Annotated in this window: 15 protein-coding genes; 12 read left to right on the top strand and 3 right to left on the bottom strand. The window is 70.6% G+C overall.

Annotated features, from left to right (window positions below; translation table 11 throughout):
- Nucleotides 1-96 precede the first annotated feature (96 nt).
- Entirely contained in the window at nucleotides 97-1,464 is a 1,368-nt protein-coding gene (locus N8K70_RS00545) for a M20/M25/M40 family metallo-hydrolase (RefSeq protein WP_317139660.1), read from the top strand.
- A gap of 1 nt (nucleotide 1,465) precedes the next feature.
- Here N8K70_RS00545 and N8K70_RS00540 read toward each other — a convergent pair whose 3' ends face one another.
- Together N8K70_RS00540 and N8K70_RS00535 are read right to left on the bottom strand one after the other, a co-directional pair.
- Nucleotides 1,466-2,641 (bottom strand): mechanosensitive ion channel family protein, encoded by a 1,176-nt coding sequence (locus N8K70_RS00540; RefSeq protein ID WP_317139659.1) that lies wholly within the window; start codon nucleotides 2,639-2,641, stop codon nucleotides 1,466-1,468.
- A gap of 125 nt (nucleotides 2,642-2,766) precedes the next feature.
- Nucleotides 2,767-3,942 (bottom strand): ROK family transcriptional regulator, encoded by a 1,176-nt coding sequence (locus N8K70_RS00535; protein WP_317139658.1) that lies wholly within the window; start codon nucleotides 3,940-3,942, stop codon nucleotides 2,767-2,769.
- A gap of 124 nt (nucleotides 3,943-4,066) precedes the next feature.
- On the opposite strand from N8K70_RS00535, the gene N8K70_RS00530 reads away from it, so the two are divergent.
- From N8K70_RS00530 to N8K70_RS00500, 7 genes are all read left to right on the top strand, one after another.
- Complete coding sequence (locus N8K70_RS00530; RefSeq protein WP_317139657.1) at nucleotides 4,067-4,981, top strand: carbohydrate ABC transporter permease; 915 nt, start codon at nucleotides 4,067-4,069, stop codon at nucleotides 4,979-4,981.
- 7 nt (nucleotides 4,982-4,988) lie between these two features.
- A complete protein-coding gene (locus N8K70_RS00525) occupies nucleotides 4,989-5,837 on the top strand; it encodes a carbohydrate ABC transporter permease (protein WP_317139656.1) in 849 nt (282 codons plus the stop codon).
- 65 nt (nucleotides 5,838-5,902) lie between these two features.
- The gene (locus N8K70_RS00520) at nucleotides 5,903-7,195 is read left to right on the top strand and encodes an ABC transporter substrate-binding protein (RefSeq protein WP_317139655.1); all 1,293 of its coding nucleotides are present in this window, start codon (nucleotides 5,903-5,905) and stop codon (nucleotides 7,193-7,195) included.
- The gene (locus tag N8K70_RS00515; protein WP_317139654.1) at nucleotides 7,182-8,177 is read left to right on the top strand and encodes a Gfo/Idh/MocA family protein; all 996 of its coding nucleotides are present in this window, start codon (nucleotides 7,182-7,184) and stop codon (nucleotides 8,175-8,177) included. Before N8K70_RS00520 ends, N8K70_RS00515 begins: the two co-directional genes overlap by 14 nt.
- Entirely contained in the window at nucleotides 8,174-9,184 is a 1,011-nt protein-coding gene (locus N8K70_RS00510; RefSeq protein ID WP_317139653.1) for a Gfo/Idh/MocA family protein, read from the top strand. The genes N8K70_RS00515 and N8K70_RS00510 overlap by 4 nt, the downstream gene beginning before the upstream one ends.
- A gap of 253 nt (nucleotides 9,185-9,437) precedes the next feature.
- Nucleotides 9,438-10,916, top strand: a complete 1,479-nt coding sequence (locus N8K70_RS00505) for an amino acid ABC transporter substrate-binding protein/permease (protein ID WP_317139652.1) — start codon at nucleotides 9,438-9,440, stop codon at nucleotides 10,914-10,916.
- On the top strand, nucleotides 10,913-11,641 hold the full coding sequence (locus N8K70_RS00500) for an amino acid ABC transporter ATP-binding protein (protein WP_317139651.1): 729 nt from the start codon (nucleotides 10,913-10,915) through the stop codon (nucleotides 11,639-11,641). The genes N8K70_RS00505 and N8K70_RS00500 overlap by 4 nt, the downstream gene beginning before the upstream one ends.
- Before the next feature lie 46 nt (nucleotides 11,642-11,687).
- Here the strand turns inward: N8K70_RS00500 and N8K70_RS00495 are convergent, their stop codons facing one another.
- Nucleotides 11,688-13,217, bottom strand: a complete 1,530-nt coding sequence (locus N8K70_RS00495) for a catalase (RefSeq protein ID WP_317139650.1) — start codon at nucleotides 13,215-13,217, stop codon at nucleotides 11,688-11,690.
- 324 nt (nucleotides 13,218-13,541) lie between these two features.
- Here N8K70_RS00495 and N8K70_RS00490 point away from each other — a divergent pair, with 324 nt between their 5' ends.
- From N8K70_RS00490 to N8K70_RS00475, 4 genes are read left to right on the top strand one after another with little or no spacing between them, the layout of a single operon-like run.
- The gene (locus N8K70_RS00490; RefSeq protein ID WP_317139649.1) at nucleotides 13,542-14,729 is read left to right on the top strand and encodes an LLM class flavin-dependent oxidoreductase; all 1,188 of its coding nucleotides are present in this window, start codon (nucleotides 13,542-13,544) and stop codon (nucleotides 14,727-14,729) included.
- A 32-nt stretch (nucleotides 14,730-14,761) separates the two neighbouring features.
- Nucleotides 14,762-16,132: an NtaA/DmoA family FMN-dependent monooxygenase gene (locus N8K70_RS00485; protein WP_317139648.1), complete on the top strand. Its 1,371-nt coding sequence runs from the start codon at nucleotides 14,762-14,764 to the stop codon at nucleotides 16,130-16,132.
- A 17-nt stretch (nucleotides 16,133-16,149) separates the two neighbouring features.
- Nucleotides 16,150-17,016 carry a DUF1684 domain-containing protein gene (locus N8K70_RS00480; protein ID WP_317139647.1) on the top strand — a complete coding sequence of 289 codons (867 nt, stop codon included), beginning with the start codon at nucleotides 16,150-16,152 and terminating at the stop codon, nucleotides 17,014-17,016.
- The gene (locus N8K70_RS00475; protein ID WP_317139646.1) at nucleotides 17,013-18,164 is read left to right on the top strand and encodes an LLM class flavin-dependent oxidoreductase; all 1,152 of its coding nucleotides are present in this window, start codon (nucleotides 17,013-17,015) and stop codon (nucleotides 18,162-18,164) included. Before N8K70_RS00480 ends, N8K70_RS00475 begins: the two co-directional genes overlap by 4 nt.
- Nucleotide 18,165: the final 1 nt, after the last annotated feature.

Here is an 18,165-nt window from a genome sequence, read left to right as displayed (position 1 = left end):
GTCATCCGCCTCGGGATTGTCGCCGTTGTCCGATAGCTTCGAGGGGATGCGCGTACCTGGAAGTGACGACCGGCGACCCGAGCGGACGGCGGAGGCATGAGCGCGCCCTCAGACCGTCAGACGCCCCTGGGCCGGCAGACGACGCTGCTGCTGCAGGAGCTCATCCGCAACGCGGCCGTCAACGACGGCACGCCCGACTCGGGGCACGAGATCCGGCAGGTGCGCACGCTCCAGGCCTTCTTCGAGGGGTCCGGGCTCGAAGGCGTGGTCGTGGAGCCCCACCCCGGCCGCGGCAACCTGGTCATCCGCATCGCCGGCACCGATCCGCACGCGCCGTCCCTCGTGCTGCTCGGGCACACCGACGTCGTGCCCGTGGAGCCGGCGGGGTGGGAGCGCGACCCGTTCGGCGGCGAGATCGTCGACGGCGTGCTGTGGGGCCGCGGCGCCATCGACATGCTCGACCTCACGGCGGCCTACGCCGTGGTCACGCGCGAGATCGCGCGCAGCGGCTTCCGCCCGCGCGGCGACCTCGTCTTCGCGGCCGTCGCAGACGAGGAGAACGGCGGCCACTACGGCGCCGGATGGCTGACGGAGCACCTCGTCGACCTCATCGACGCCGACTACGTGCTCACCGAGTCGGGGGGCGCGCCCACCGGCAGCCTCCCGTCGGTCGGCGTCATGGTCGGGGAGAAGGGCCAGGCGCCGCGCACGCTGCGGGTCACGGGCGTCCCCGGCCACGGCTCGGCGCCCTGGGGCGCGCAGAGCGCCGCCGTCATCGCCGCGGAGGCGGTCTCGCGCATCGCGCGCTTCCGCACGCCGACGGTCATCACCCCGCAGTGGCGGGCCTACGCGGACGCGCTCGACCTCGGCCCGACGACGGCCGCGCTGCAGGATCCGGAGCGGCTCTACGAGGCGCTCCCGGCGACGGGCGCGCTGCAGGGCTTCGCCCACGCGTCGACCCACACGACGATCTCCGCCAACGTCATCCAGGCCGGAGAGAAGCTGAACGTCATCCCCGGTGAGGCGACCGTCCGCCTCGACATCAGGGTGCTGCCGGGCGTCGACGGCGACGAGGTGGACGGGTACATCCGCGAGGCGCTCGGCGACCTTCTCGATCACATCCGGATCGAGGGAGATCAGTTCGTCGAGTCGACGGTGTCGTCCACCGACACCCCGCTCTTCGACGTGCTGCGGAAGGCCGTGCGCCGCGCCCGCCCGCAGGCCGACCTCCTGCCCATGCTCGGGGCCGGCGGCACGGACGGCCGCTTCTACCGCCTGCGCGGCATCCCGTCGTACGGGTTCGGCGTCCTGAGCGACCGATGGGACTACGGCACCTTCCGCACGCTCTTCCACGGTCACAACGAGCGCGTCGACCTCGACTCGATCGACCTCACGGTGAACGCCCTCGACCACGTCGTCCGGGAGTTCCTCGGCACCGACCACGGCGTGCGGCTGGCGCGCTGACTCAACGGTCTCGTTCCGCCGACGCCTCCTCCTCCGCCACGATGGGGATGGCCTGGGTGAAGGTGCTCGCGCGCGCCTCCGCCTCCGCGCTTCCGGTGAACAGGCCCCCTTCCTCGGCCCGCACGGGCTCGTCGAGCGCCGTCTCGTCCGGCTCGGTGATGAGCACGCGCTGCACGGGAAGCGCCGCCGGCGTGGTCCGCTGGACCCACGCGACCATCTCCTCCCGCACGACGCAGCGCAGGTCGAAGAGCGTCGGCGCGTCCTTCGCGGTGACGAGGGCGCGCACGCGCACGAGCCCGCCCGTCGCCTCGGTCACCTGCAGCACACCGGCGCGGCCGTCCCACAGGCTCGTCCGGGCGAGCACGTGGTCGAGATGATCCCGCATCCGGCCCGGTGAGACGCGCCAGTCGAGATCGAGCTCGACGGACCCCAGCAGCTCGGAGCCCTGCCGCGTCCAGTTCTGGAACGGATTGGTCGTGAAGTACGTGCACGGCAGGACGAGCCGCCGGTCGTCCCAGAGGTCCAGGACGACGTAGCTGAGCGTGATCTCCCCCACCGTGCCCCACTCGCCCTCGACGACGACGACGTCGTCGACCCGGAGCGCGTCGCTGAACACGAGTTGCACGCCCGCGAAGATGTTGGCGAGCACCGACTGGGCTGCCAGGCCCGCGACGATCGACGCGATGCCGGCCGAGGCGAGGAGGCTCGCCCCCACGGCCCGCACCGCCGGGAAGGTCAGCAGCACCGTGCCGATCGCCACCACGACGATGACGACGATCGCCAGGCGTCGCACGATGAGCGTCTGGGTGCGGAGACGTCGCGCCACACGGTTGTCGGGGACGTCGATCCGATACCGCCCGAGCGCCACGTCGCTCGCGAACAGCACGAGCGCGGCGAGGAGCCAGGCCGTCGTCGCGACGACGAGGATGGTCATCACCTGGTCGACGAGCCCGCCGAGCTCGAGGTCGGCGGGGAGGGCCGTCGAGAGGGCGATCCACAGCGCCACGACGAGGACGGTGGCACGGAACGACGCCCTCGCGCGCGTCATGAGCGCCTTCGGCCAGGTGCGACGCCGAGCGATGAGCCGGATCACGATGGTCACCACGACGGTGAGCGAGAGAGCGGCGACGATGCTCGCGGCGAGCACGACGGAGAAGTGCAGCCAGGTCTGGCTCATGGGCCTCCTTCGAACGAGAGAGGCCCCACCGTAACGATCGCGGCTCGGACCGGGAAGGGGTTGCGCACATCCGGTTCCCGCGGAAGGGACCGCTCCCGCGAGACGCGAACCGGCCCCGTCTCCGGTCAGCCGCCGGCCAGCTCGCGATCGATGACCTCTCGGGAGAGCACCCGGCGCAGGATCAGCGTCGTCGCGCCCCGTCCCTCGGCGTCCGCCGCTCCGCGTCCCACCGTGACGGTCAGCCTGCTCGACACGACCGGGAGGGCGAGAGCGAAGACCGTCGCCCGCACCGCGGCGATGAGGTTCTCGCACGAGGCGAGGACGCCGCCGAAGACGATCGCCGAGGGGTTGAGCATGTTCGCCATCCCGGCGAGCACCTCGCCGATGCGCTCGCCCCCCTCGCGAAGGATCCCGGCGACGGTGCTGTCATGCGTCTGCGAGATGCGCACCACGTCGGAGGTGGTCGTCACGTCGTACCCCATCGAGCGCAGGCGCGCGATGATCGCTCCGCCGCTCGCGACCGATTCGAGGCAGGACTCCACGCCGCACGTGCACCCCACCGCCGACGTCCCCGCCACTCGCTGATGGCCGATCTCGCCGGCCGCGCCGGTGTCGCCGCGGAACAGCTCGCCGTCGAGGATCAGCCCCGCTCCGATCCGTCTCCCGAGCTTGATCGCCAGGACGTTCGAGCCGATCTCCGGCTGGAGGGCGGTCTCGCCGACGGCGAGCAGATTCGCGTCGTTCTCGACGAGCACCCACGCCGACGTGTGAGCACGGAAGAACTCCGCGATGTCGACCCCCTGCAGGCTCGGGACGAGCGACGGCGCGCCGATGACGCCTCGCCGTTGATCGACGGGGGCCGGGAACCCGAGCAGGATCCCGCGGAGCGCCGCCGGATCGAACCCGAGGGCGCGGCTGGCGTCCACGATCGCTCTCCAGATGCTCTTCACGAACTCCGCGGCTCCCGCGCCCAGATCGAGGGTCGGCGAGCTCTCCGACCGACGCGTGCCACGCAGGTCGGAGATCCAGAGCGTCGCGTGCGTCGCCCCCAGCTGGAGGCAGGCGACATAGCCCGCGTCCGCGCGGATCTCGAGGAGCCGCGCCTGCCTCCCCCCTGTGGACTCCACCACGCCCTGTTCGACGACGAGACCGCGCTCGATCAGATGGTTCACCCGTGCGGACACGGTCGAAGGAGCGACCCCGAGGATGCGCGTGACCGCCGCACGGCTGTCGGCGCGCCCGGTGTGGATGAGCTCGAACACCGCTCCCGGGCTCGTCCGCGGATCCATACGTCGTGGCATCCACACCTCCCGGGACCGATCCTACGGCTCGACGAGACGCCCACTTTTTTCGATAATAGAAGCTTAACGTTCTAGAAACACCAAAAGATCGCGAAAGTCCTAGCTTCGAGGCGAGGAGGTTCGCATGACACGTGGTGGACAGGGCGGGGCGTCGGTCTTCGAGCGACGAGAGGGACGCGCCGGATACGCGCTGGTCGCGCCCAGCGCGATCCTGCTGGCGGCGTTCTACCTGTATCCGCTGCTGCTGACGATCGTCTACAGCTTCACCGACTGGAACTCGAGCGGCACGGGCGACACGGCGTTCGTCGGCCTCGCCAACTTCGCACGTCTCGCCCAGGACGGCGACTTCCTGAGGTCCCTCGGCAACACGGGCCTCTACGTCGTCGTGGTGGTCCCCGTCTCGATGGCGGTCGGCCTCTGCCTGGCGGCCATGCTGAGCACGCCCTTCCGGGGGCGCACGGTCTATCGCACCCTCGTGTTCCTGCCCTACATCGCGCCGATGGTCGGCAGCGCGCTCGTCTTCACCTACCTGCTGTCGCCCCTGGGCGGTCTCGTCAACGCGTTCCTCGCCTCGTGGGGCGTGCCGCCGGTCGCGTTCCTCAGCGTCGAGCCGTGGGCGTTCGTCGTGGTTCTCGTCTTCTCCGTCTGGCAGCTCGTCGGGTACACGATGATCATCTACTCGGCTGCGCTGGCGAACATCCCCGAGAGCTATCACGAGGCGGCCACGCTCGACGGGGCCGGCCCCGTTCGCCGGTTCCTCTCGATCTCCCTGCCGCTCGTGCGCCCGACCACGGGCTTCCTCGCCGTCACGGGGACCATCGGCGCGCTGCAGGTCTTCACGCAGGTCTACGTCCTGACGCGCGGGGGCCCGACAGGGTCGAGCAGCACGGCGCTGTACTGGATCTACGACCAGGGCTTCAACGACTTCAACGGGGGCGTCGCCACCGCCGGAGCCGTGGTGCTCCTCGTGATCGGCGTCGTCTTCGCCTCGGTCCAGCTCCGCCTCCAGTCGCGCCGCGATCCGATCGAGCTTCAGTGAGGACGTCATGACATCCATCCGCCTCGCGCGCCGCCCGGCGCGCGTCCTCCTCGCCTCCTCGGCGCGCCACGTCGTCCTGCTGGTCGCGGCCGTCGTGTTCGCCGGGCCGTTCGCTTGGATGGTGCTCACGAGCTTCAAGTCCACCGCCGAGGCGATCAGCTTCCCACCCGCCTTCCTGCCCGAGCAGTGGAGATTCGACAACTACGTCCAGCTGTTCGAGGCGGTTCCTTTCGGGAGGTACTACCTCAACAGCCTCGTCGTGGCCGCGGTCGCCGCGACCGGACAGGTCGTCACGAGCCTCGCCGCGGGATACGCGTTCTCGCGGCTCACGTTCCGCGGGAAGAACGTCCTCTTCGTCGTCCTCCTGTGCGCGCTGATGGTGCCGTTCGAGATCGTCTTCACGCCGCTCGTCGACGTCATCGCGACGCTGGGATGGATGAACACCTACCAGGGACTGATCGTGCCGAACATCCCGTCCGCGCTGGGCATCTACCTCTTCCGGTCCTTCTTCGACGGGTTCCCCGGAGAGATCGAGGACGCAGCGCGCATCGACGGGGCCTCGGTCCTCCGCCGGCTGCGGTCGGTCGCGATCCCGGTGGCGACGCCGATGATCGGCTCCTTCGCGATCCTCTCGTTCGTCTACAACTGGAACAACTTCTTCTTCCAGTACCTCGTCGTGAACAGAACCGACATGTTCACCGTGCAGCTCGGGCTGACCCAGCTTCAAGCGGCCCAGGGTGGCACCGACTTCTCGCTCCTGATGGCCGGCTCGACCCTCGCCGTCGTTCCCGTCCTCGTCGTCTTCCTCCTCTTCCACAAGCGCATCATCACCGCGATCTCCGGCGGCCTCCGTTGACGTCGATCGCGAGCCGCCGCCCTTCTGCCATGCACCACGACACATCATCCCGAAAGGACCCGCCCGTGAACAAGAAGCTCCTGTCCCGGTCCATCCTCGGCATCGCGACGGCAGCGCTCACCGCCGCGGTCGCCGGCTGTTCGACATCCGGCGACACGAACGGCGGCGAGCTGCTCCTGTGGCACGGCTACTCCGCCGGCACCGAGACCCTGTTCCAAGAGCTCGTGGACGAGTACAACGCGACCGATCCCGATGTACCCGTGGGGAACGTGCAGTACATCACCGGCGAGACGACGACTCAGATCGTGAGCGGCATCCGCAGCGGCGAGGCGCCGAACCTCTTCGTCGGGGACGGGAACCCGTCGCAGCTGGGTCAGATCATCGCGACGGACGAGATCGTCGCGCTCGACGACCACCTGGCGGACTCGGAGACGACGGCGGCGGACGACTTCTATCCGGGCATGCTCAGCGCGGGGGTCTTCGACGACGTGACGTACTCGCTGCCCACAGACGGCGGCGACTACGCGCTCATCTACAACCGCGAGATGTTCGCCGAGGCCGGCCTGGAGCCGCCCACGACGTGGGACGAGGTGCGGGAGGCGGCCGCAGCGCTGACGGATCCCGGCTCCGGCCGATACGGCATCTACCTCCCGATGAGCAACGACGAGTGGCCCGTCTTCACCTGGCAGTCGATGCTGTGGAGCGCGGGAGGCGAGTTCCTCTCCGAGGACAACACGGAGGTCGCGTTCGACAGCGACGAGGGCGTCGAGGCGCTGAGCATCTGGACGGACCTCGTCGCCGACGGATACGCGTACCCGACGAACCTCGCGTCCGATGCCGACGGACAGGCGATGTCGGCCTTCACGTCGCAGAGCGTGGCGATGATCGTCACGGGCGCATACAACCTCTCGCTGCTCGACGAGGCGCTCGGCACCGAGACGGTGGGCGTGACGGCCTTCCCCGTCGTCGACGAGCCGGCCATGAACACCGGCGTGAACGTGTCCTACATCCTCGAGAGCACCGACGCGCTCGAGCAGGGCGCGTGGGAGTTCCTCGAGTGGTGGACCTCGCCGGACGTCCAGTCGCGATGGGCGGCGGGAAGCGGCTACCTGCCGACGACCGCAGCCGCCACGGAAGCCGAGGCGACCCAGGAGGCCGTGGCCGCCGACGAGCGGCTGCAGGTCTTCCTGGATGAATTGGAGTACGCGTCGTCTCGACCGTCGATCCTCTCGTACGGCGAGGTCAGCGGTGCGCTGAGCGCCGAGATCGAGAAGGCGATGCTCGGGCAGCAGACCCCTCAGCAGGCGCTCGAGAACGCGGCCGATGCGGCACAGGAGGCCCTCGATGGGGAGCGATGAAGCGCCGATCATGGGCCTGCTCGGAGCGGGCGGCATCGCTCGCGCACACCTGCCTGCGCTGCTCTCGCTCGGCCTGAGGGTTCTCGTCTTCTCCGAGGACGGCCGGGAGGACGCGCTCATCGCCGACTGCGGCGGCGGGGAGCGCGCGACGAAGGCCGAGCTGCTCGATCGCTGCGACATCGTCGACGTCTGCACGCCCACCTTCACGCACCGGGGCCTCGTGCTGGAGTGCGCCGCCGCAGGCAAGGACATCATCTGCGAGAAGCCGCTCGGACTCACCCCGGCGGAGGCGATCGAGATGCGGGACGCGTGCAGGCGGGCCGGCGTCGCACTGCACCCCGCTCACGTCGTGCGCTACTTCGGCGCGTACCGGACGGCTCGGACGGCTGTCGAGCGCGGCGAGATCGGCCGCGTGGCGGTGCAGCGCTTCGTGCGCGGCGGGGCGAGACCGAAGTCGTCCTGGTTCGCGGACGAGGGACTCTCCGGCGGCATCATCCTCGATCAGATGATCCACGACCTGGACTTCTCGCTCTGGTCGGCGGGACCGGTCGCGACCGTCTTCGCCCGCCACGTCGATCGCGGTCCCGGAAGCGTCTGCGCCGCGCACGTCGTCATGACCCATCGGACGGGAGCGCTGACCACCGTGACCGGCTACTGGGGGGCGGAGGGCATCGCCTTCCGGACCTCCTTCGAGGTCGTCGGCACGGCCGGCCTCGCCTCCCACGACTCGGCGACGGAGTCGTCCTTCCGCGCCGACGTCCCGGCCGGCGCCCGCGCAGGCGGCGGGCTCCTCCCCTCCGTCAGCCTGGAGGAGAACCCCTACCGGAGAGAGCTGGCCGACTTCCTGAACGCGATCCGAAGGGGATCCGACGCGACGGTGACCGTCGATGACGGCGTGTCCGCCGTGCAGCTGGCCTGGTACGCGCAGGAATCGGCCCGGACGGGACGCGCCCTGACCGTGACGAGGGAGGAGGCCGCATGAGGATCGGACTGATGTCGCTCGCGCACACGCACGCGATGTCCTATGCGTCGGCGCTCGGCTCCACGCCCGGGGTCGAGGTCGTCGCGAGCGATCCGTTCCACGCTGAGAGGCCCGACGGCGAGGTCGGCGGAGCGTCCTTCGCCGCCGACCTCGGCGTCGGATACCGGGAGGGCTACGACGAGCTCCTCGCCGAGGTCGACGCCGTCATCGTGTGCTCGGAGAACGTCCGGCACCGCGAAGACGTCGAGCGTGCGGCCGCAGCCGGCGTCCACGTGCTGTGCGAGAAGCCTCTGGCGACGTCCGCGGCCGACGCCGCGGCGATGGCCTCCGCCTGCCGTGAGGCGGGCGTCGTGCTGATGGTGGCGTTCCCGGTGCGGTACTCGCCCGAAGCGATCGCCCTCGCCACGTCGGTCGAGGCGGGAGCGCTCGGCGACATCGTCTCGTTCACGGGCACGAACAACGGGAAGCTGCCGGCCGCGCGATCGTGGTTCGCCGATCCGGCGCTCGCGGGCGGCGGGGCCCTGACCGACCATGTCGTCCACCTCGCGGACATCATGGATCTGCTGCGGGGAGGTGCGCTTCCGGAGAGCGTGTACGCGGTCGAGGGCAGAGCCCTGCACCCGGGCACTGCGGTCGAGACCGAGGGCATGGTGTCGCTGCGGTATCCGGACGGGGTCATCGCCACCATCGACTGCAGTTGGTCGCGCCCGGACGGCTATCCGGTCTGGGGAGGTCTCACGCTGCTCACGGTCGGCTCGTCCGGCACGATGTCGATCGCCCCGTTCGAGCAGCGCGTGGACGGGTTCTCGTCCGCCCGGGGAGAGCAGCTGTGGATGCCGTTCGGGGAGAACGCGGACGCGCGCATGATCGCCGCTTTCCTGGGCGCGATCACGGGCGGCGACGCGGCGTATCCCGACGGCGCCACCGGCATCCGGACGAGCGCCGTCGTCGAGGCGGCCTACGCGTCCGTGCGCAGCGGCCAGCCCGTGATGCCGCGGCTCTCCTGACGGCGTCGGTGGGATCGGCACGCACTGCGGGCTGCGGAACGAGATGGACACGAGGTTCGAGGCCATGGGCGCCGAGATCGATCATCTCGACGGCGCGGCGCTCCCCCGCCGCGTCGTCGGCGGCCACGACCGACTCCGAGCACGACGGGCTCCGAGAGGGGGCGCGCACGGGTCCGGCCCGCCCCGTTGACTAAGGTGGATGGTCGCGCCGGCCACACGGTCGCGCACGTCCCACCACGAGGAGCACAGCATCGTGACCCAGACGACCTTCCGCGCCGCCGCCCGGCTGCGCACGGCAGGCCGACGCGCGGGGGCGGTGCTGCTCGCGTCCGCCCTGGCCGCCGCCGCTCTCATCGGCGGAGCCTCCGCCGCGTCCGCAGCCGGCGACGGCGAGACGTATGTCATCGGCACCGACACCACGTACGCGCCGTTCGAGTTCACGAACAGCGACGGCGAGCTCGTCGGCATCGACATGGACCTTCTGCGCGCCATCGCCGAGGATCAGGGCTTCCAGGTCGACATCCGCCAGCTCGGCTTCGACGCCGCGGTGCAGGCGCTGCAGTCGAACCAGGTCGACGCGGTCATGGCGGGCATGTCGATCACGCCCGAGCGCGAGGAGACATTCGACTTCGGCGACCCGTACTTCACCGGAGGCATCCAGCTCGGGGTCCTCGAGTCGAGCGGCATCGAGTCGTACGACGACCTCGACGGTCAGACGGTCGCCGTGAAGACCGGCACGCAGGGCCAGACGTTCGCGAACGAGATCAGGGACGAGTACGGCTTCCGCGTGAGCCCGTACCAGGACACGACCGACATGGTCGACGCCGTGAAGGCCGGTCAGGCCGTCGGATACTTCGAGGACTACCCCGTGCTCGCCTACGGCATCCAGCAGGGGTCGGGCTTCCGGCTCGTCGGCGAGCCCGAGCTCGGCGGCGAGTACGGCCTCGCCGTCAACAAGGGCCAGAACGCCGAGCTGATCGAGATGTTCGACGCGGGCCTGGCGAACCTGCAGGCGTCGGGCGAGTACGACGAGATCGTCGACGCCTACGTGGGCGGCGGAAGCGCCTCCGCCCAGCCGACCGACATCGTCTCCGTCGCGGTGCAGTACTGGCCGGCCCTCATGAACGGCCTGTGGCTCACGATCCTCGCGACGCTCATCGCGATCGTCGCCGCGTTCGTCCTCGGCGTCGTCTTCGGGTTCGGGCGGATCTCGCGCTTCCTCCCGTACCGCTGGATCGCCACCGCGTACGTCTACGTGTTCCGCGGAACCCCCATCCTCGTGCAGGCGTTCTTCGTGTTCTTCGCCGTGCCGCAGCTCGTCCCCGGCCTCCAGTTCAACCCGTTCGTGGCGGGCGCGATCACGCTCTCCCTCAACACGGGCGCGTACATGACCGAGATCATCCGCGGCGGCATCCAGGCCGTCGATCCCGGCCAGACCGAGGCGTCGCGCTCCCTCGGTCTGGGGCATTGGAAGACGATGCGGAAGGTCGTCCTCCCGCAGGCGTTCCGGATCATGATCCCCTCGTTCGTGAACCAGGGCATCATCACCCTCAAGGACACGTCGCTCCTGAGCGCCATCGGCCTCGCCGAGCTGACGTTCCAGTCCCGCCAGATCATCGCGTCGACGTACCTCTCGGCGCAGGTGCTGACCGTCGTCGCACTGATCTACTTCGTCGTCATCACGCTGCTGACGGTCCTCGCCAACCGTCTCGAGAGGAAGTCCCCCGCATGAGCAAGATCGTCGTGCAGGACCTGCACAAGTCGTTCGGCGACAACGAGGTCCTCAAGGGCATCGACCTCCGGGTCGGCGAGGGGGAGGTCGTCGCGGTCATCGGCCCGTCGGGCTCGGGAAAGTCCACGCTGCTGCGCTGCCTCAACAAGCTCGAGGAGCCCACGTCGGGGCACGTCATCGTCGACGGCGTCGATCTGACGGACAAGAGCGTGAAGCTCGACGAGGTGCGTCAGCGGATCGGGATGGTCTTCCAGCACTTCAACCTGTTCCCGCACATGACCGTGGTCGAGAACATCGCCCTCGCGCCCGTCGAGCTGGGGCGGATGACGAGGGCCCAGGCCCGCGAGCGCGCCCTGGCGCTGCTGCGGCGTGTCGGGCTCGAGGAGAAGGCCGACGCCCGGCCGGCGTCGCTCTCGGGCGGACAGAAGCAGCGCGTGGCTATCGCCCGGGCGCTCGCGATGGACCCCGAGGTCATGCTCTTCGACGAGGCGACGAGCGCCCTCGACCCCGAGATGGTCGGGGAGGTGCTCCAGGTCATCCGCGACCTCGCGGCGGGCGGGATGACCATGGTGCTCGTGACGCACGAGATGGGCTTCGCCCGCGAGGTGTCGAACCGCACGGTCTTCATGGACGGCGGCGTCGTGGTGGAGGAGGCCGCACCGGCCGACCTCTTCGGCGCCCCGAAGAACGAGCGCTTGCGCGACTTCCTCTCGAAGGTCCTGTGAACGGAGGGAGGGGGCGGACACGGTCCGCCCCCTCCCGCGTCACGCGTCAGATGCGACCGGCGACGTCCGTCCCGACACGGGGCCCGTCGGGATTGGGCTCGCTGAGCTGCTCGCCGGGAGCCGTCGGCTCCTCGATCGGCGGGAGCGCCGCCTCCAGCCGGGAGCCGATCCCGAGGTCGACCCGCTTCCAGTAGTCGATGGCGCGTGCGCGGACGTCCGGGCGGGTGACCCCGCCCACGTGCCCCGTCAGCGTCTCGACGAGGCGGTCGCGCTCCTCAGGCGACATGACGTCGCGGACGAGGGTCCCGGCCTGCCCGAAGTCGTCGTCCTCCGCATGCAGCGTCGCCGCCGTGCGCACGAGCTCGCCGTCACTGTGCCATCCGCCGTCGCCCGCGGCCGCCGCGTCGCCCCGCGGTCCGCCCGCGGAGTTCGGGGCGTACACCGGCTCCTCCGGCGGGTTGTAGGCGAACCGCATCGCGCCCTCCTTCGCGTAGGAGTTCACGGGGGCCTTCGGATGGTTGACCGGGAGCTGCTGGTAGTTCGTGCCGATCCGGTACCGGTGGGCGTCGGCGTAGCTGAAGATGCGCGCCTGCAGCATCTTGTCGGGGCTCGCGTCGATCCCCGGCACGAAGTTGGAGGGCTCGAACGCGGCCTGCTCGATCTCGGCGAAGTAGTTCGACGGATTGCGGTCGAGCGTCATCCTCGCCAGCTCGATCTCCGGGTAGTCCGCGTGGGGCCACACCTTCGTGAGGTCGAAGGGATTGAACCGGTACGTCTTGGCGTCCTCGTAGGGCATGATCTGCACCTTGAGCGTCCAGGTGGGGTGGTCGCCCCGCTCGATGGCCGCGTAGAGGTCGCGGATGTGGAAGTCGGCGTCCTGCCCGGCGATCTCGTCGGCCTCGTCCTGCGTGAGCGTCCTGTGGCCCTGGTCGGTGTGAAAGTGGTACTTGACCCAGAACCGCTCGCCCTCGGCGTTGATCCACTGGTAGGTGTGCGACCCGTAGCCGTTCATGTGGCGCCAGGACGCCGGGAGCCCCCTGTCGCCCATGAGCCACGTCACCTGATGGGCGCTCTCGGGCGAGAGGGTCCAGAAGTCCCACTGCATCGTGTTGTCGCGCAGGTGGCTCCCGGGGAGGCGCTTCTGCGAGCGGATGAAGTCGGGGAACTTGATGCCGTCCCGCACGAAGAAGACGGGAGTGTTGTTGCCGACGAGGTCGTAGTTCCCCTCCTTCGTGTAGAACTTGATCGCGAACCCGCGGGGATCCCGCCAGGTGTCGGGGCTGCCCTGCTCGCCCGCGACCGACGAGAACCGGATGAGCAGCTCCGTCTCCTCGCCGGGCTGGAACAGGGATGCCCGGGTGTACGCGGAGAGGTCGCTCGTGATGCGCAGGCGCCCGAAGGCTCCGCCGCCCTTCGCGTGCACGACCCGCTCGGGGACGCGCTCGCGGTTGAACTGCGCGAGCTTCTCGATGAGGTAGTGGTCGGTGAGCGAGATGGCGCCGTCCGTGCCGACGCTCTGCGAGTGCTCGTCGCTCGCCACCGGCGCACCGCTGTTCGTGGTCGTGATGTCCGTCATCCTCTTCTTCCCTTCTCTGCTCGTGTCGACCACCTTCGCACACTCTTGAAAAGTTCAAAAGAGGGTTGGCGGAGCGAGAGGGTGCCGGCGTGGTCGAACCCGAATGACGCATGCAGCCCGAGGCGCGAAGACGGCGGCATCATGTCGTCGGCGGCGGAGGCGCTCTCGGCGCGCCGCGGCTCTCATGACCTCGTCGACGGCCTCCCCATTACGGCGTGTGAACGGGCGTGTCCGCGTTTGACGCCCGGTGGAGCCGCCGTGCCCGGAGAGGCGGGAGCCTGGATCCGACGGCGATCATCCGCGCCGCCGGACAGGAGCACCCTCATGACGCACCGCATCCGCCTCGGAGTCGCCCTCGACGGCGCCGGCTGGCATCCCGCCGCCTGGCGCGAGCCGTCCGCCCGTCCGACCGAGCTGTTCACGGCCGCCTCCTGGGCCGACCAGGCGCAGCAGGCCGAGCGCGGGCTCGTCGACTTCGTCACCATCGACGACAGCCTGTCGCTGCAGTCGAGCGACCCGTTCGCCGCCGACGATCGCACCGACGAGGTCCGTGGCCGACTCGACGCCGTCCTCGTCGCCTCGCGGATCGCCCCGCTCACCTCGCGCATCGGGCTCGTCCCGGTCGCCACGGTCACGCACACCGAGCCGTTCCACGTCTCCAAGGGCATCGCCACCCTCGACCACATCAGCGAGGGCCGCGCCGGATGGCAGGCCCGCAACTCCGTCCGCCGCGACGAGGCCGGCCACTTCGGCCGCCGCGACGTCGGCATCGACCGCATCGACGACTCGACCGCCGCGGCCGTCGAGGAGCTCTTCCACGAGGCAGCCGACGTCGTCGAGGCCGCCCGGCGCCTCTGGGACAGCTGGGAGGACGACGCCGAGATCCGCGACGCCGCCACCGACCGCTTCCTCGACCCCGACAAGCTCCACCGCGTCGACTTCGAGGGCCGGTGGTTCAGCGTGCGCGGCCCGTCGATCACCCCGCGTCCGCCGCAGGGACAGCCCGTCGTCACGGCCCTCGCGCACGGGCCCGTCCCCTACCGGTTCGCGGCGACGTCGGCCGACGTCGTGTTCACGACGCCACGCGACGCCGACCATGCGGCCGCCGTGCTCGCCGAGGTCCGCGACGCCGAGCGCGCCGTCGGTCGCGAGGGACTGCCGCTGCAGGTCTTCGCCGATCTCGTCGTCCTCCTCGACGCGGCCGACGAGCCCGCCGCCGACCGCCTCACGCGCCTCGACCGCCTCGGCCGGCCGCTCACGTCCGACGCCCGCGTCGTCGCCGGATCGGCCGCGCAGATCGCCGACGAGATCGCGGCCCTCCACGCCGCCGGCTTCGACGGCATCCGCCTCCGCCCCGCCGTCACGACGGACGACCTCCCGCGCATCGCGGACGACCTCGTGCCGGAGCTGCAGCGCCGCGGGATCTTCCACGACGCCTACGAGGCCGAGACCCTCCGCGGTCTGCTCGGCCTCCCCACCGACGTCCCCAACCGCTACGCGGCCGCCGTCTGAGCCGTCCGACGACGACAGAGCAGGAGCCTCCGATGAGCACGACACCCCGCAAGCAGATCATCCTCGCCGCCTATGTCGGCGGCGTCAACGAGCACACCCTCTGGGAGCACCCCGACGCGGGCAGCCAGATCGCGTTCTCGACCTTCCGACAGGTCGCGCAGACGGCCGAGCGAGGACGGTTCGACTACTTCTTCCTCGCCGAGGGCCTCGCCCTGCGCGAGCGCGCCGGCCGCGTCTTCGACCACGACATCGCAGGGCGTCCCGACACCCTGCCCGTCCTCGCCGCGATCGCCGCCGTCACGGAGCACATCGGGCTCGTCGGCACGATCAATGCGACCTTCAACGAGCCGTACGAGCTCGCCCGCCAGCTGCTGTCGCTCGACCATCTGTCGGGAGGGCGCGCCGGATGGAACGTCGTGACGAGCTTCGACGCCTTCACGGGATCGAACTTCCGACGCGGCGGCTTCCTCCCCCGCGAGCAGCGGTACGAGCGCGCGGGCGAGTTCGTGAACGCCGTGCGCGCCCTGTGGGACTCGTGGCCCGAGGACGCGATCGTCGCCGACAAGGAGTCGGGCCGTTTCCTCGCCGACGCCGAGGCGGGCTCCTTCGCGGTCAGCGGCTCCCAGTTCGACATCTCGGGGCGCTTCACCGTGCCGCGCAGCCCGCAGGGCCGTCCCGTCATCGTGCAGGCCGGCGTCTCGCCCCAGGGCCGCGACTTCGCGGCCGCGAACTCCGACCTCATCTTCTCGCCGTATCACCGCATCGACGAGGCGCGGGCGTTCTACGCCGACGTCAAGAGGCGGGCGGCGGGGTTCGGGCGCAACCCCGATCACCTCAAGATCCTGCCGAGCGTCGGATACGTCATCGGCGACACCGAGGCCGAGGCGCAGGAGAAGGCGCGGTGGGTTCTCGAGCAGCAGCTGAGCGAGAAGGCCATCCGCGTGCGCTTCGAGCAGGTCTGGAACCTCGACCTCTCGTCGTACGACCTCGACGGACCGGTCCCGGACGTCCAGCCCGACCCCGACGCGGCGCCGATCGTCCAGGGCAAGGCGTTCACGTACCAGGACCGCTTCGAGACGGTGCGCGGATGGCGTGAGCTGGCGGACGAGCGGGGGCTGACGTTCCGCCAGCTCGCGTTCGAGACCTTCGGCCGCTCCGACTTCGTGGGGACCGCGGCGCAGGTCGCCGATCGTCTCGACGCGTTCGTCCAGCAGGACGGCGCCGACGGCGTCGTCCTCGGCGGCCACGTCACGCCGGGAGGCATCGACGAGTTCGTCGACGAGGTCGTGCCGCTGCTGCAGGAGCGCGGATCGCTCCGCACCGAGTACGAGGGCACGACGCTGCGTGACAACCTCGGGCTCCCCCTCCCCGCGCGCGACGCCGCGCTGACCACGACCGCCTGATCGGACGGGACGACGACATGAGCACGAGCACCGTCAACGCCGGACTCGACCGCGCCCAGTACGGGCGCGACTGGGAGGAGTGGCACCGCGCCCACGAGGAGCACCGCGCCGACGCGCTCGGGTTCCTCGCCATCACGGGCCTCCACTGGCTCACCGCTTCGCCGATCGACCTCCCGGACGCACCGGGGCGCTGGACGACGGGCGCCGAGGGCCCGGTCGTCGAGCTCGACGACGGCGAGGAGCTGCTGCTCGACGGCGAGACGATCCGCGGCCGCCGTGCCCTCGGCCCGCTCGCGGAGCGCGGGGGCCTCACCCTGCGGTTCGCGGACGGCGACGTCGCGGGCGCGATCGAGGTCGCGCGCCGGGGCGGGCACGACATCGTCCGACCACGCCGCTCGGACCATCCGTTCCTCGCCGACTACCCCGGCACGCCGACCTACGTCCCCAACCCCCGCTGGCGGGTCGCGGCACGGTACATCCCGTTCGACGAGCCGCAGCGCACGGAGGTCGGCTCGGCCGTCGACGGGCTGCAGCACGTGTACGAGGCGCCCGGTCGCCTCGAGTTCGAGCTGCACGGCGAGACGTTCACGCTCGTGGCGTTCCCGGGCAAGACGCCCGGATCGCTCAGCGTGCTGTTCACGGACGCGACGAGCGGCCTGACGACCTATGCGGCGAACCGCTCGCTCAGCGTGCCGGCGCCCGACGAGACGGGCGCGACGGTCGTCGACTTCAACCGTGCGGTCAACCTCCCCTGCGCCTACACCGACTTCGCGACGTGTCCGCTGCCGCCGGCGGGCAACCGCCTCCCCGTGGGCATCGAGGCGGGGGAGAAGACGCCGCTCGGCCGCGTGCACGCGGCGGACGCCCCGGCGGCGCCGGCATGAGGTTCCAGCTCCTCGACATCGTCCCCTACCGCCCCGATCCGATCACGGGGAGGCAGGTCTCGCCGTCGGAACGCCTCGAGCAGACCATCCGCCAGGCCGTCCGCGCCGAGGAGCTCGGCTTCGACGCCGTCGCGATCGGCGAGCGTCACGCGGGGCCGTTCCTCTCGTCCTCGCCCTCGGTCATCCTCGGCGCCGTGGCCGCGCGGACCTCGTCCATCCGCCTCAACACGGGCGTCACGGTGCTGTCGCTCCTCGACCCGGTCCGAGCGGCGGAGGACTACGCGACGATCGACCAGCTCTCGGGCGGACGCCTCGAGCTCACGATCGGCAAGGGCAACGAGGTGGCCCAGTACCCGCTGTTCGGACTGGACATCGACGACCAGTGGGATCTGCTGGCGGAGAAGTACGCGCTCCTGCGCGCGCTGTGGGCCGAGGAGGATCTCTCGTGGCCGGGCGGTGCGTTCACGCGCGAGCTCGTCGGCGTGACGACCCGGCCGCGCCCCTACGCCGGTGTGCCGCGCGTCTGGCACGGCTCCGCGACGACGCTCGCATCGGCCGCGCTCGCGGCACGACACGGCGACCCGCTGTTCAGCGCCAACGCCATCCAGCCGCTGGAGAACTACGGGGTGCTCGTCGACCACTATCGCGCCGAGTACGCGCGGCACGGCCACCCGGCGGGCCTGGACTACGTCGCCGCCGGCGCCGGGTCGCTCTTCATCGCCGACACGGAGGAGGAGGCCATCCGCGACTTCGGGCCCACGTACGACGCCCTCGTCGCCGCGACGAACGTGCCCGGGAACAACACCCCGTTCCGTGACATCCGCCATGCCGTCGCCGAGGGCCCGGCGCTCGTGGGCACGCCGCAGCAGGTGATCGACAAGATCGCCCGCTTCCACGACAGGCTCGGCCACTCGCTGCAGTCGGTCGGCCTCCCCACGACCGTGCCGTTCGAGCGTCAGCTCGAGATCCTGGAGCGCTTCGCGACCGAGGTCGCGCCCGTGCTGCGCCGGGAGCTCCCGACGACGCTGTGGACGGACGAGGACCCGGTGGGCAGCCGGCCGGCGTTCACGAGAATCCACGCCGCCCGCGAGAATGCGGTCGTCAGCGGGATTCTCGCGGCGCGGGTGGATTCTCGCGGGGGTGGATGAG

The organism is Microbacterium sp. AB (assembly GCF_032878875.1).
In the GTDB taxonomy this organism is placed as follows: domain Bacteria; phylum Actinomycetota; class Actinomycetes; order Actinomycetales; family Microbacteriaceae; genus Microbacterium; species Microbacterium betulae.
The sequence above is the reverse complement of the archived record's forward strand: the minus strand, read 5'-3'. Positions and strand labels throughout refer to the sequence as shown.

Excerpts from the sequence above, each read along its gene's own strand:
- N8K70_RS00545 (WP_317139660.1), top strand. The coding sequence starts at position 97 with ATGAGCGCGCCCTCAGACCGTCAGACGCCCCTGGGCCGGCAGACGACG.
- N8K70_RS00540 (WP_317139659.1), bottom strand. The coding sequence starts at position 2,641 with ATGAGCCAGACCTGGCTGCACTTCTCCGTCGTGCTCGCCGCGAGCATC.
- N8K70_RS00535 (WP_317139658.1), bottom strand. The coding sequence starts at position 3,942 with ATGCCACGACGTATGGATCCGCGGACGAGCCCGGGAGCGGTGTTCGAG.
- N8K70_RS00530 (WP_317139657.1), top strand. The coding sequence starts at position 4,067 with ATGACACGTGGTGGACAGGGCGGGGCGTCGGTCTTCGAGCGACGAGAG.
- N8K70_RS00525 (WP_317139656.1), top strand. The coding sequence starts at position 4,989 with ATGACATCCATCCGCCTCGCGCGCCGCCCGGCGCGCGTCCTCCTCGCC.
- N8K70_RS00515 (WP_317139654.1), top strand. The coding sequence starts at position 7,182 with ATGGGGAGCGATGAAGCGCCGATCATGGGCCTGCTCGGAGCGGGCGGC.
- N8K70_RS00510 (WP_317139653.1), top strand. The coding sequence starts at position 8,174 with ATGAGGATCGGACTGATGTCGCTCGCGCACACGCACGCGATGTCCTAT.
- N8K70_RS00500 (WP_317139651.1), top strand. The coding sequence starts at position 10,913 with ATGAGCAAGATCGTCGTGCAGGACCTGCACAAGTCGTTCGGCGACAAC.
- N8K70_RS00495 (WP_317139650.1), bottom strand. The coding sequence starts at position 13,217 with ATGACGGACATCACGACCACGAACAGCGGTGCGCCGGTGGCGAGCGAC.
- N8K70_RS00490 (WP_317139649.1), top strand. The coding sequence starts at position 13,542 with ATGACGCACCGCATCCGCCTCGGAGTCGCCCTCGACGGCGCCGGCTGG.
- N8K70_RS00485 (WP_317139648.1), top strand. The coding sequence starts at position 14,762 with ATGAGCACGACACCCCGCAAGCAGATCATCCTCGCCGCCTATGTCGGC.
- N8K70_RS00480 (WP_317139647.1), top strand. The coding sequence starts at position 16,150 with ATGAGCACGAGCACCGTCAACGCCGGACTCGACCGCGCCCAGTACGGG.
- N8K70_RS00475 (WP_317139646.1), top strand. The coding sequence starts at position 17,013 with ATGAGGTTCCAGCTCCTCGACATCGTCCCCTACCGCCCCGATCCGATC.